General features: G+C 52.7%; 12 protein-coding genes. 3 read left to right on the top strand and 9 right to left on the bottom strand.

What is annotated here, in order from left to right; genetic code table 11:
* Positions 1 to 162: 162 nt before the first annotated feature.
* Together TALK_RS19930 and TALK_RS19925 are read right to left on the bottom strand one after the other, a co-directional pair.
* Positions 163 to 1,707, bottom strand: coding sequence for an NAD-dependent succinate-semialdehyde dehydrogenase (locus tag TALK_RS19930; protein WP_085620918.1), 1,545 nt, complete (start codon positions 1,705 to 1,707; stop codon positions 163 to 165).
* 37 nt (positions 1,708 to 1,744) lie between these two features.
* Complete coding sequence (locus TALK_RS19925; RefSeq protein ID WP_085620917.1) at positions 1,745 to 1,936, bottom strand: hypothetical protein; 192 nt, start codon at positions 1,934 to 1,936, stop codon at positions 1,745 to 1,747.
* On the opposite strand from TALK_RS19925, the gene TALK_RS19920 reads away from it, so the two are divergent.
* Positions 1,935 to 2,399, top strand: a complete 465-nt coding sequence (locus TALK_RS19920) for a c-type cytochrome (RefSeq protein ID WP_085620916.1) — start codon at positions 1,935 to 1,937, stop codon at positions 2,397 to 2,399. The two genes, TALK_RS19925 and TALK_RS19920, sit on opposite strands and share 2 nt — an antisense overlap.
* 167 nt (positions 2,400 to 2,566) lie before the next feature.
* Here TALK_RS19920 and TALK_RS19915 read toward each other — a convergent pair whose 3' ends face one another.
* The 7 genes from TALK_RS19915 to TALK_RS19885 all read right to left on the bottom strand — a co-directional run bounded on the left by TALK_RS19915 (position 2,567) and on the right by TALK_RS19885 (position 10,410).
* Positions 2,567 to 3,490, bottom strand: coding sequence for an ArsR/SmtB family transcription factor (locus TALK_RS19915; RefSeq protein WP_085620915.1), 924 nt, complete (start codon positions 3,488 to 3,490; stop codon positions 2,567 to 2,569).
* 62 nt (positions 3,491 to 3,552) lie between these two features.
* Positions 3,553 to 4,377: a carbohydrate ABC transporter permease gene (locus tag TALK_RS19910; protein ID WP_085620914.1), complete on the bottom strand. Its 825-nt coding sequence runs from the start codon at positions 4,375 to 4,377 to the stop codon at positions 3,553 to 3,555.
* 2 nt (positions 4,378 to 4,379) lie between these two features.
* Entirely contained in the window at positions 4,380 to 5,315 is a 936-nt protein-coding gene (locus tag TALK_RS19905; protein WP_245830056.1) for a carbohydrate ABC transporter permease, read from the bottom strand.
* Between the two features lie 37 nt (positions 5,316 to 5,352).
* The gene (locus TALK_RS19900; protein WP_085620913.1) at positions 5,353 to 6,624 is read right to left on the bottom strand and encodes an ABC transporter substrate-binding protein; all 1,272 of its coding nucleotides are present in this window, start codon (positions 6,622 to 6,624) and stop codon (positions 5,353 to 5,355) included.
* 115 nt (positions 6,625 to 6,739) lie between these two features.
* Positions 6,740 to 7,852, bottom strand: coding sequence for an ABC transporter ATP-binding protein (locus TALK_RS19895; RefSeq protein ID WP_085620912.1), 1,113 nt, complete (start codon positions 7,850 to 7,852; stop codon positions 6,740 to 6,742).
* A gap of 72 nt (positions 7,853 to 7,924) precedes the next feature.
* Positions 7,925 to 9,445 (bottom strand): arabinosylfuranosidase ArfA, encoded by a 1,521-nt coding sequence (gene arfA / locus TALK_RS19890; protein WP_085620911.1) that lies wholly within the window; start codon positions 9,443 to 9,445, stop codon positions 7,925 to 7,927.
* 221 nt (positions 9,446 to 9,666) lie between these two features.
* Positions 9,667 to 10,410: a cytochrome b/b6 domain-containing protein gene (locus tag TALK_RS19885; protein WP_085620910.1), complete on the bottom strand. Its 744-nt coding sequence runs from the start codon at positions 10,408 to 10,410 to the stop codon at positions 9,667 to 9,669.
* 273 nt (positions 10,411 to 10,683) lie between these two features.
* On the opposite strand from TALK_RS19885, the gene TALK_RS19880 reads away from it, so the two are divergent.
* Both TALK_RS19880 and TALK_RS19875 read left to right on the top strand, forming a co-directional pair.
* Complete coding sequence (locus TALK_RS19880) at positions 10,684 to 11,952, top strand: imelysin family protein (RefSeq protein ID WP_085620909.1); 1,269 nt, start codon at positions 10,684 to 10,686, stop codon at positions 11,950 to 11,952.
* 97 nt (positions 11,953 to 12,049) lie between these two features.
* Positions 12,050 to 13,507 (top strand): di-heme oxidoreductase family protein, encoded by a 1,458-nt coding sequence (locus tag TALK_RS19875; protein WP_085620908.1) that lies wholly within the window; start codon positions 12,050 to 12,052, stop codon positions 13,505 to 13,507.
* Position 13,508: the final 1 nt, after the last annotated feature.

The raw sequence follows: 13,508 nt of genomic DNA, 5'->3' as shown, positions 1-13,508 counted from the left end.
GCACGGCAACAATTTACCGATAAAACAGATTCGAAATGAAGACTCGAATCTTGCGGTTTTTGCCCCATCATTTATGCATGGCTTATCCCAAAAGACAAAAACGGCAATTGCCATCGATGCAATTGCCGTTTTCCGATCCGGTATAAATTAGGATTTTAGCACCTAGCCCAGCGCGAAATTCAGGTATTTGGGTTCAAGATATTCATCCAAGCCCCAATGACCGCCTTCGCGACCCTGCCCGCTTTCCTTGACCCCGCCAAACGGAGCGCCTTCGTGACTGGTGGTGCCATCATTAATGCCGACCACGCCGGTTTCAAGCCGATCCGCAATCCGGTGAATGCGCCCGACATCGCGACTATAAAGATAGGACGACAAACCGGCACGAACCCGGTTTGACAGCGCCACAACCTCGTCCTCGGTCTTGAACCGATAAATCGGGGCAACGGGGGCAAAAAGCTCCTCGTCAAAGCAATCGGCATCAAGTGCCACATCAGTCATCACCAATGGACGGACAAAATGACCATCGCCCGGACGTTCGGCGCCGTAATGCAAAACCGCGCCACCCTTTTGCGCATTTTCAATCAGACGTTCGACCTTTGCCACCGCTTGCCGGTTGATCAGCGGGCCAAGGTCGGTGCCGGGCACAAAGCCATTGCCGATGGTTTGAGCGTTGCTGGCGGCGATAAATTTTTCAACGAACCGATCATAAACGCCGTCCTGCACGAATATCCGATTGGCACAGACACAGGTTTGCCCGCTATTGCGGAATTTCGAAATCATCGCACCGGCAACAGCGGCATCAATATCGGCATCATCCATCACAATGAACGGCGCATTGCCGCCCAATTCCAGCGACAGCTTTTTCACCGTTGGCGCACATTGCACGATCAGGCGCTTGCCAACCTCGGTCGAACCGGTAAAGGACAACATGCGCACACGCGGATCGCCGGTTAAAGCCTCGCCAATTGGTGTTGGCAAACCGGTGACAACGTTAAACACCCCGGCCGGGAAACCGGCCATTTCGGCAAGTTTGGCCGCAGCTAGTGCTGAAATCGGCGTATCTTCGGCCGGTTTGATAACAACCGTACAGCCCGCCGCCAATGCGGGTGCACATTTGCGCACCACCATGGTCAGTGGAAAGTTCCACGGTGTAATCGCCGCCACCACGCCCACCGGATGCTTTTGCACCACGACACGGCGGTCACGCTGGGTTGCGGGCATGGTCTGGCCATAGGCGCGCTTGGCTTCTTCGGCGTACCATTCAGCATAGGCAATCGCGCCGACCACTTCGCGCTGTGCCTGATCAAATGGTTTACCCTGTTCCAATGTAATCAGGGCGGCCAAATCATCCTGATAGCGTTCCAAAAGGTCGCGCCAGCGTTTTAAATACCCCGCCCGGTCCTTGGCCAGCATTCCCGACCATGTCGGAAAGGCATCATCGGCGGCATCAATCGCGCGCCGTGCCTCGGATGTGCGCAAAAAGGGCACATCGCCAATCACCTTGCCCGTGGCGGGATCATGCACATCAATGGTTTCGCGTGAATCAGCGCGGCACCATTGCCCATTGATAAAAGCCTTATCAAGGTTCCAGTCACGGATCAGCGCGCGCGCGCGCGACCGCCCCGCCGAAATCGCTTCATCGGCAGTCGCCGCAACATCGGGCGGGCTGGCTTTTTTTTCTTGTGGGGCAGTGGACACAGCGGACATCTGGGGGCGTTTCCTTGTGCACGTCAGTTACAAAAATTTATTCCATCATCACGCGGTTGTGATTCCGAATTTCGGGGCGCAATTGGGAGACTAAGCGCAGCAGCAAGTCATAGGCAACAATGCTTATGACCAATATAATAAGAAACAGGGTCAAAAGCCCGATTGCAGGTGCGCCAAACGCCCCTGCTCCGTCCCGCTCCATCAGAGAGACAACAAACGAGAGAGCCATGAAGCATATTGTGACCGCAGGTTTGATGACCGTATCCCTGTCGCTTGGCCTTGCTGCCTTTGGCAGTGCGCAGGCCGACGAAGCCATGTCCAACGACGCCGTTAAATCCCGCCAGATGATGATGGATGGCGTCGGTGGCGCCATGGGAACGCTTGGCTGTTATATGAAAGGCGAGTGCGATCTTCCCGATCCGGTTCTGCGCAACCTTGCCAACGGCATTGCCTTTGCAGCCTCCATCGCACCGGGGAAGTTTGAAACCAACACCACGGATGCGTCGGTGAAAACCACGGCCAAGGATGAAATCTGGACAGACTGGGCGGACTTTTCCGGCCGCTTCCCGGCCATGCAACAAGCAGCGATGAAACTTGCAGCGGCGGCTGGTGACAAAGGAGCCATGGGGGCTGCCATGGGCGAACTCGGCAAATCCTGCAAAGGATGCCACGATACGTATCGCGCGAAATAATTACGCCAAGCCGACATAAGCAAGTCTGAGCGTCCCCGGATGAAACGATCCGTCATCCATCATTGCTGTTGCCCGAAACCCAAAACAGCAAGACGGAAACGCCCTTCGGGGACTTTCTTTGTTTCAGAGCCTAATTTGCCAAATCTTCTTCGCCATAAGCCTTGCCGCTAAAAACAAAGAGTCATGGTGATATCCTGATCGTGATCGCCAAACTCGCGCCCGAAAATATTTAACCCGCCCGGATTTTTGGCATTGTCATCAATCCCGATCCGGAAACGGATTGAGTGATGATCCATGATTCCAAGCGTATGGATCGTTTGATCGGAAATCCGCAGCCCGTCGATCCAGGTCCCCTTTTCATCGATCACCCATGTCTTGAGCTGACCGTATTGGGACCCTGCGAGCTTCCACCAACCCGGCGAATATAATCCGCGCCGGTCCCCAAAATCGCCTGGCGACGTCCAGATACCAACATTGAAACCGTTGATCCAGATTGAAATATCCGACGGCCATTCCGCGTTGGTTTCCGGGGTTTCTGAACTGACCTCGGCCGTAATCTCCAACCGTTTCGGCTGACGTCCGGTTACTTTGGCATTGTTCGGAAATTTGTATTCAACATAACCGCGCGTAAACCATAAAAGGGTGGCCTGCATACGTTGCGGATCCAGAAACACATTGGGCACATCAAGCACCCCGATAATCCGTTCAACCGAACACATGCCGCACGGAGCACCGACATCAAATTCGGTAAACAGGCCGATCGGCATGCTAACGACGACCCGATCATCATCTGAACTGGTTTTATCGTCATCAAAGCGTATGTATATTTCGCCATAAGCCGCAGAACAGATTTTCTGATTGCCCTTTTTGGCCTTCATCGTCTGGGTTTCAACCAACCCTACTTTTTCAAGAGTCTTGATATTGATTGCCACCGTCGATTGCGGCAATCCCATTTTTTCTGCGATTTCATTAACATTCTGTGGGCCGTTCTTGCGCAACAGATACAGGATGTCGATCCTGGTTTTGGACGCAAGCCCATGAACGATATCTGAATCTTTAACGGGATCGACCGTCAGTAGTTTTGTCTGCATGGCTTTTTATTATTCCCTTCAGGTTTCCCCATATACCACACGACTGTCCATGGCGGCATCGACTACCCCTTGATCCCCGAAGACAGCATAATTGCCTGGGTAACGCGACGCTGAAAGATCAGATACGCCACAGCTACCGGCATCGCAGCCATTACAGCCACCGCCATATCACGCGCATACTGCACACCAAATGAGTCACCAACCTGCGTGATCCCGACCGTAACCGTCATCATTTCTTCGGAAGTGGTGACAAGGAAGGGCCACAGGAAATTGTTCCACGCCATGATAAACGTAATAATCGAAAGGGCGGTTGTGATCCCCCAATTCAACGGTAGATACAGCTTGAACAAAATCTGAAATTCGCCGCAACCGTCAAGTTTGGCAGCCTCGCGTAACTCGCGGGGCACGGAATCAAAAAACTGTTTATAGACAATCACCACCACCGGAATGATCACCTGCGGCAGGATGATCCCGCCCCATGTATTGATCATGCCAAATTTATGCATCAACACGAATTGCGACACCACCAGCGCCTGAGACGGCACCATGAAACTTGCAAGCACCACCAGAAACAGCATCCGCCGACCCGGAAAAACAATCTGGGACAAGGCATAGCCGCACATCATACTGATCACAATGACAATCGCGGTAATCAGAACCGACGTCCCGATGGAATTGACGTACCAACGCACAAGATTGGTTTCAAAAAGCGCGAAGATATAGGATGACAGATCAACAGTCTGTGGCCAAAGCGATAAACTGCCGACAACCTCTGCCTCGGGCTTAAGCGACGTGACAATTGCCCAATACAGCGGAAATGCCCAGGCACAGGCCGCAATCAGGGTAAAGACCAGCAGCAAAATATTGCCTGATGATACGCGTCCCATCGTTATTTCCCCCGCGCTTTGAGCAACTGATATTGCAGGATCGACACCGCAACGATGATGACAAACAGCGCCACCGCAACCGCCGAGGCATAACCACCCTGGTTCCGGCCAAAAGCTTCGCGATAGACAAGTTGCAACAGCACATAGGTCGAATTGAACGGTCCGCCTTGGGTCATCAGATAAATCTGATCAAAAATCTTAAGCTGCATAATCAACTGCAATGTCAGGACAAGTGCCGTCACCGGCCAAAGTAACGGCCAGGTAATCCGGCGGAACTGCTGAAGCCTGGTTGCCCCGTCCAGAGATGCGGCTTCGTAATAATCCCGGGGGATATTGCGAAGAGCGGAAACAAACAAAAGAACATTGAAACCGTTGGTCCACCAGATTGTGACAACCGCCACCATCGGCATTGCCCAGAACGGATCACGGAACACGCTGACACGTTTCCCGACAACGGCCTCGATCAGCGGCTGTGCAATCCCGAACTGCTGATCAAGCACCCACTGCCATATCTGGGTCACAACCGTAACCGGCAGGATATAGGGCATGAAGAACAGGATCAGGATACTCGCCTGCACCCAGCCATTAAGACGCACAATCATCATCGCAATGCCAAGGCCAATCAGCGTATTGGGAACGACGGTCAGAACAACAAAATACAACGTGTTATAGACCGAGGTATAAAAAAGCTTGTTTTGGAACATCCGGATATAGTTATCCAGCCCCACCCATTCGCCCTCGCCGATCAATGGTGCATCGGTAAAGCTCATCGCAAACATTTTGTAGACAGGATAGGCAAACACCACGAGATAGCAGATCACGAAAGGCGCAATCAGCAGCAATGCCGTTCTTGTCCTGTTTCCGGATTTCAATCGCATCAACACCACCCCATAGCCATGAAAATCATACAGGGACCATCCGGTGGCGATGCCTGACATAAAGAAGAAGCATGCCAGCCACCGCCATCATCTCTGATCAGTTAAGTTCCAGACCCTGCAGTTCATCACGCACCATTTCCAGCGCCTCTTCGGGATCAAGCTGTCCGTTTAGCGCAGGAACGATGAAATTCTGCGTCGCTTCGTAAATCGGCCCGGCCACACCGGCAATCGAGATTGCCGGATCGAAAACAGCCGTTTCAGCAAGTGCGGAATAGATCGCGTTCGGTTCCATTTTCTTGAATTCGTCGCTTTCGGCTACCGCCTTATAGGCCGGAATATGCCCCGCATCCGCCCAAGACAGGCTGTGTTCATTCATCCATGCGATAATCTGCATCACCACCTTAACCTTTTCGGCGGAAATCGGATTGTCTTCGCTATGGGGGATGGCAAAGGCATGAGAATCAGCCCAGGTTGCCTTTTTATCCATCAAAACAGGGATCTGTACCGCGCCCCATTCAAAGCCAAGATCGCCATTCTTGGCCAGATCCTTCATTGTCGGGACTTCCCAGACGCCATTGATGTGCATTGCCGCACGTCCGGATGTAAACAGTGCGATCGAGGCCTCATAAGAAATCAGTTCCGGGGAATATCCCGAGGCCACCCAATTGGTCATTGCCTTAAGCGCCTTAAGCCCCGCATCCCCAGGAAGGATTTTGCCATCCTCCACAAAAGAGGCCCCCTGTTGCGCCAAGAGCGTATAAAACACACGCCACATCGATCCACCTTCATCGGTATGCAGCGACAACGGAATTTCTACGCCAGTGTCCTTAAGCTTCGCCAGCGCGGCATTGAAATTTTCAAGTCCATCCAATCCTTTGGGCTTGCCATCTTCCCCCAAAAGCCCCGCCTTATCCAATGCATCCTTGTTGTAATACAGCACGATAGAATGAATATCGAACGGCAAGCCATACAACTGATCGCCAACCTTGGCGGCATTGAAACTGGACGGATAATAATCATCTGCTGACAACCCTGCCTCGGTCAGCTCATCGTTGCTGATTGGACGCAGAAGCCCCTGGGGAACGGCCAAGGGGAAACGCGACAGATGATAGGTCATGATATCGGGTTGCTGTCCCACCGCCGTTGCGGTCTGGATCTTCGTATAGAACGGCACGCCCCATTCCAAGGTCGTCGATTTGATATTAATATCGGGATGGGTTTCGTTGAATTCCTTGATCAGGGCTTTCATACGCGCACCATCACCGCCTTCAAGGAAATCCCACCAGGTGATATCAGTTTGTGCGTTGGCAGCAACGGTACTGCCCATCAGGATTGTGGCCGACAGACAGGCCTTTATGAAAGGTTTCACGACGTTTCCTCCTTGTGCGCCGGGCACTTTTAGGCCACAGCGTAAAATGCCCTGACGGGTTATTATTATGATTGCATCCCGTGCCGGGCGGTTACGATCCGGATGACCTGCGGCGTTACCGCAGGCGCATCCCATTGGCATCGAACAGAAACAAATGACGTGTCGGCAAACGGGCCGATATGTGATCCTGCGCGATATGATTGCGATCTGAACGACGTTCGATGGTGACCCGCACCCCGCCCTCGGTCAGGGTATGGACGTAACTGACCCCACCGAGTTCTTCGGTAAATTCGGTTTTTAATGACAGTTCAACAGCATCGTCTTCGGCGGATACCGGGTTGCCTGTCTCAATATTTTCGGGACGAATACCCAATATGACCGTCGCCTCTGGCACAGGCTTCGGGCCGCTCAGAGTTACCGGCACGCTACTGTTGGGTGCTTCGACCAGTTCGATCCGCACTTCATCCGGGGCATCGTTTCCCCCCTGCACGACCTTGCCTTCCAGGAAATTCATCCTTGGCGACCCGATGAAACCGGCAACAAACTGGTTATCTGGATTATCATAAAGCTCCAGAGGTGATCCGATCTGCTGCACCGTACCGGATTTCAGCACGACGATCTTATCGGCCAGGGTCATGGCTTCGACCTGATCATGGGTAACGTAAATCATCGTCGCCCCGATCTGGTTGTGCAGCCGGGCGATCTCCATGCGCATCTGAACACGTAATTCGGCATCCAAATTCGATAATGGTTCATCAAACAGAAAGGCTTTCGGCTGGCGCACAATGGCCCGCCCGATGGCAACACGCTGCCGCTGTCCGCCCGAAAGCTGTGAAGGTTTGCGATCCAGATGCTGGTCAAGCTGCAGGATGCGGGCGACTTCCTCGACCTTTTGCTTTATCTCGTCCTTGGGTCGAGACGCGATCTGCAGGCTGAATGCCATATTGTCGAAAACCGACAGATGCGGATACAGCGCATAAGATTGAAACACCATGGAAACTCCGCGTTTGGCCGCTTCCATGCAGGTAACATCAGTTCCATCAATCTCGATGACACCGCTGGTGGTTTCCTCTAACCCGGCAATCATCCGAAGCAAGGTGGATTTGCCACAGCCCGACGGGCCGACAAAAACAACGAACTCCCCCTGACTGATCGAAATATTGACGTCATGAATGACTTCGACCGTTCCGAAGGCCTTCTTGATATTGCGAAGCGTAACACCGGACATTTCCCTGATCCTCTCAATACGGAACCCGACATGATGACAAACCGACCGGTTTTACCAACCGGCCTGCAACCATCAGGCGGATGCATCAAGAGAAACGCGGACCAAGTGATAGGACAATGGCTTAAGCGCGCCAACAAGCTTGCCGTCCTCCAACGCAATGCCACGGCCCTTTTTCGGGATCACTGTATTTGGCGCATCGATAGAGTTGCGGTCTTCAAGCTTGTGACCGGAAAGTTCGGTATGTTCGAGCAGACGCGCAGCACCAAAACCTTCAAGGGCCAGATCAAGGCTCATGTCCTCGTCAAGGTGACGGTTGATCAGGAAAATACTGACCGATGTCCCCGCTTCGGACAGCACAGCAGATGCATCGAGATAAGGGACGTCCTGTGAAACATCACAATCATAACCAGGGACATCCACACTGACATTAAGTGCCGTGCCACGCCCGTATTTCGATGCAAACTGAAGCGGATAATAGATCGTTTGCGCCCAAGCCGGGCCGCCTTCACGCGTCAGGATCGGTGCAATAACATTAACCAGCTGCGCCATGCAGGCGATCTTAACCCTGTCAGATCTGCGAATGAAAACATTAAGCAGACTTGCAACCAGAAGCGCATCCTCGAAGTTATAAACCTCTTCAAGCAGAGCCGGCGCGACGGGCCAATCCCATTCCTTGATACGTTGGTCGTCTTCCTTCCGGTCATGGTACCAGACGTTCCATTCATCAAAGCAGATTTTGACATCTTTTTTGGATCGCTTCTTGGCTTTGATGTAGTCAATCACACCACCGATGGTAACGATGTAGCGGTCAAGTTCCTGCGCACGGCCGAAATAGTTCAGCGTGTCCTTTTCCTCATTGCCGAAATATTTGTGCAACGAGATATAATCGACACTGTCATAGCTTTCTTCAAGAACCGTGGCTTCCCAATCAGGGTAGGTTTTCATCTTGTCATTTGAAGAGCCACAGACAACAGTTTCAAGCGACTGATCGAAATACTTGAAAGCCTTGGAGACCTCATTGGCAAGATGACCATAATCGCTGGCGGTCTTATGACCGACCTGCCAGGGGCCATCCATTTCATTCCCAAGACACCAGATGCGGACATTATGCGGATCGGCATAACCGTGCGATTTACGCAGGTCCGACCAGTATGTCCCCGCCGGATGGTTGCAATATTCAAGAAAGTTACGCGCATCTTCAAGACCGCGTGACCCCAAATTCATCGCCAGCATCATCTCGGTATTGGCAAGCTTTGCCCAATCCGCAAACTCGTTCACCCCCATATGGTTGGTTTCACGAGTCCGCCACGCCAGATCAAGACGTGTCGGGCGCTGTTCGCGCGGGCCAAGGCCATCTTCCCAGTTATAGGCCGAAACGAAATTGCCGCCAGGATAACGCACAATCGGAACGTCAAGCCCGCGTACCAGTTCAAGCGTATCCTGCCGAAAGCCATTTTTATCGGCCGTTTCATGGCCGGGCTCATAAATGCCGGTGTATACAGCACGCCCCATATGCTCAAGAAACGAGCCATAAACCCGTCTATCGACAGTCGCAATTGTGAAGTCTTTATGGATGGTTGCGCGTGCACGCATAACTGTTTCCTCACCTGTGGTTTGTTCTTTTGTGAGGTCAGCCTAGAAATGCGATATTTATTTATCAAGTATTTTGTTTTGTATCATATTTTACAATATGAAAATATCAGTCCATATCGCATTTTCTGTTTTTAACAGCCGTTAAATTATGCCGTTCAACTCAGTAAGTTACCGCAATGCAACACATTTCTTAGATTAGTATGATGATATGATAAAATATTTCACCCGCCTCTGGCAACCGCAACCAATGCCCATACTGCCAGACCACAAACGACAAGAATCGCAATCCCCAAAACAGGGGATGCAAACCGGATTTGCATGAAACCCGCCGCAATGCTTTCGGGGACATGATGCATCCCTGTCACCATCGCCCGGATCAGGTTTTCACGCTTGACGACCAGATAAAAAAGCGCGGCAAACACATGCAAACCCACAGCGATATAGATCAGATTGATATTTGTATGATGAATGAAATTCATGGTGCGGGCGATATCGGAACTGGCATAGGCCACCAACGGTCCATCAAAGAACAAAAAGGTATCCTCGCTGGCAAAAAGGCCGCTTATCGCCTGCACAGCGACCAGCACGATCAACACCGCAACCATCCAGCCCCCCGCCGGATTATGCCCCGGATAGGTCAGTTCGGTAACGCCCCCGGTTGGCAGTTTCATCAGATAGCCAAACACCTTGCGCGGGCCGGTCAGGAAATTTGAAAACCGGGCGTTTGAACTGCCGACAAAACCCCAGGCAATACGAAACAGAACCAGTGCCAGCACGCAATACCCGGCAAGTGCGTGAATATCGATCATCAATTCCTGGTTCGTCCACCAGGACGTCACGATGGCGATGACCAATGACCAATGAAACAGCCGGACGGGAAAATCCCAAAGCCGGACAGTCTTGGTGGCGTTGATCTTTTGGGTTTCGGTCTTTGTGGTTTGGGTCGGTTCGGTCTGATCGCTCATCAGCGTTTTTCCATTATTTGCGATTAATTTGACATTCGTCACAAGTTGGCATCCACAGGCCGCAAGATCAGATGCAATATCACCCCCTGTATCTTGCCAAAAAATTTGGCCCGATACAGGTCAATCTCTGGTTACCACATCCCGATAGTGTAAAAAATCCCAAACCGGCGGGAATCAATGTTTGCAAATCATTATCACAAGCAGTATCAGTTAATTGGAAGCGTATAGAGGGCGGTGCCCTTGGCTCACCAACAGGGACAGATGGGAACTCCTATGAAACTCGTGAAAATTCTGGGAACGGCTGCACTTGCGACCACTTTGAGCGTGCAGGCATTTGCCGCACCGGGCGCAAAAGACGTTCTGACAACCTATGCCGACATCGCGCATGCCGGTTACGAAGATTCCGTCACAACCGCAAAGGCCCTTCAGGGGGCTGTTGACGCATTGATCGCCAATCCGTCGCAGGCATCGTTTGATGCGGCGAAATCGGCTTGGCTTGCGTCGCGCGCACCATACCAGCAGACCGAAGTTTTCCGTTTCGGCAACGCCATCGTTGACGACTGGGAAGGCAAGGTTAACGCATGGCCGCTTGATGAAGGTCTGATCGATTATGTCGAAACCGATCTTTACGGCGAAGAAAACGAAGAAAACCCGGCTTACACCGCCAATGTTATCGCCAATCCGAGCCTGAGCATTTCCGGTGTAACCATTGATGCCTCGACCATCAATACCGGCTTGATCGAAAGCCTGCACGAAATTGACGACGTTGAAAGCAACGTTGCCACCGGATATCACGCCATAGAATTCCTTCTTTGGGGTCAGGACCTTCATGGCACCGAAGCGGGCAATGGCGACCGTGCATGGACCGACTATGCCAAGGGCGATGCCTGCACCAATGGTAATTGTGATCGTCGCGGCGCCTATCTTCAGGCCGCAACCGATCTTTTGGTTTCCGATCTTGAATGGATGACCGCACAGTGGACTGCTGATGGTGACGCACGCGCCACCGTTCTTGAAGGCGACGGCATTCCGGGTTTGACCGCGATTGTCACCGGCATGGGTTCGCTGTCTTACGGTGAACTGGCTGGCGAACGCACCAAACTTGGCCTGTTGCTGCATGATCCGGAAGAAGAGCATGACTGCTTCTCGGACAACACGCACAACTCGCACTACTATGATGCGCTGGGTATCCAAAACGTTTACCTTGGCCGTTATGCCCGTGTTGACGGTTCCATCGTTAAAGGTGCATCGCTTTCCGATCTGGTTGCGGCCAAGGATGCCGGTCTTGATACCGAACTGCGCGCCAAACTGGCGTCATCGGTTCTGGCTGGTAAAACCATGGTTACCCGTGCACAGGGTGGCGAACATTTTGACCAGCTGATCGCAATGGACAATGAAGACGGCAATGCCGTTGTTCAGGCCTTTGTCGATGCGCTTGTTGACCAGACCAAATCAATCGAACAGATTGTTGCCGCCATTGGCGTTTCAGGTATCGAGTTCGAAGGTTCGGACAGCCTTGACAATCCGGCGTCGATCAACTGATCACACAACATCCGCATTCGGGGTTATGCCCCAAATGATTCCGACGGCGGGGGAAAATTTTCTCCCGCCGTTTTGCTTTTACGATTAGAAGAATTCCATGCATTTTCCCGCCGCCCGCAATTTCCCACACGCCGTTCTGACTGTGCCCCTTCTGGTCGCACTCCTTTTGAGTGCCGCCCTGCCTGCCTTTGCCGATGATGCCCTGCCCGGCGGGGATACAACATGGCAAAAGAAAACCGGGCGAAAGGCCTTTACCCATTATTCGGCCAATATGGCCTTTGAAAAGCGACTTGATTTCAAACTTGGCGAAGCCCTTTTTCAAAGGCTTTGGGTTACGGCACCGACACGCACCAAGGCGGCCGATGGTCTGGGGCCGTTGTTTAATTCGCGCGCGTGCAATGGGTGCCATATTCGCAATGGCCGGGGTCACCCGGTTGATGAAAACGATCCCTCGGCGGGTGCGACATCGATGCTTTTGCGTCTTTCTGTTCCGCCAAAAACCGATGCGGATCGTGAACTGCTGGCATCGGGCCACGCATCGACCCTGCCCGATCCGGTTTACGGCGGACAGTTTCAGGACTTTTCAATCCCCGCCATCCCGGCCGAGGGCAAGGTGACGGTGCATTATAAAACCCACACCATAACGCTTTCAGATGGCCAAACCGTCGACCTTCGTAATCCAACCTATGGCATGACCGATCTGGCTTATGGTCCGCTGGATGATGATGTGATGATCTCGCCACGCATTGCCCCGCCGATGATCGGACTTGGCCTGCTTGAAGCCATTCCAGATGATGTCTTGATCGCCGCCAGCGATCCCGATGACCGGGATGGCGATGGCATATCAGGGCGGGCAAACCGAGTCTGGGACATTGCCAAGGGCGATCTGGCGATTGGCCGCTTTGGCTGGAAGGCCGGAATGCCGACCCTTAACCAACAAAACCAGAATGCATTTCAGTTTGATATCGGGCTTTCAACCCCGCTATATCCGCTAGGATATAGCGACTGCACCAAAGCGCAAAGCCTTTGCCGGGGCGCCCCCGATGGGAATGATCCGGAGTTTGATAATCTGGAGGCCCATGGCCAGATCACCGATCTTGTCCTGTTTTATGCGCGCAATGTCGCCCCGCCGATGCGACGCCACGCATCCGATCCCGATGTGATTGCCGGGCGCGATATTTTCAATTCAATTGGTTGCGCATCGTGCCACACGCCAAGCTATCAATTGCCTGTACGGGCGGACTTGCCCGAACAATCCGGGCAGGTCATCTGGCCTTACACGGACCTTTTGCTACATGACATGGGCGATGGATTGGCCGATCATCGGCCCGAAGCACGGGCAAGCGGCACCGAATGGCGCACACCGCCACTTTGGGGATTGGGCCGCGCCCGGGAAATTGATCCGCGTGCCGGATATTTGCATGACGGACGTGCCCGAACCCTTCTGGAAGCTGTATTATGGCATGACGGCGAAGCAGCACCCGCACGCGACGCCGTCACAATCTTGCCATTATCGGATCGCAGCAAGTTGCTTGCATTTCTAAAGTCCTTATAAG

Source organism: Thalassospira alkalitolerans (assembly GCF_002115745.1).
Taxonomy (GTDB): Bacteria; Pseudomonadota; Alphaproteobacteria; order Rhodospirillales; family Thalassospiraceae; genus Thalassospira; species Thalassospira alkalitolerans.
This window is presented reverse-complemented; position numbering and strand designations above follow the sequence as displayed.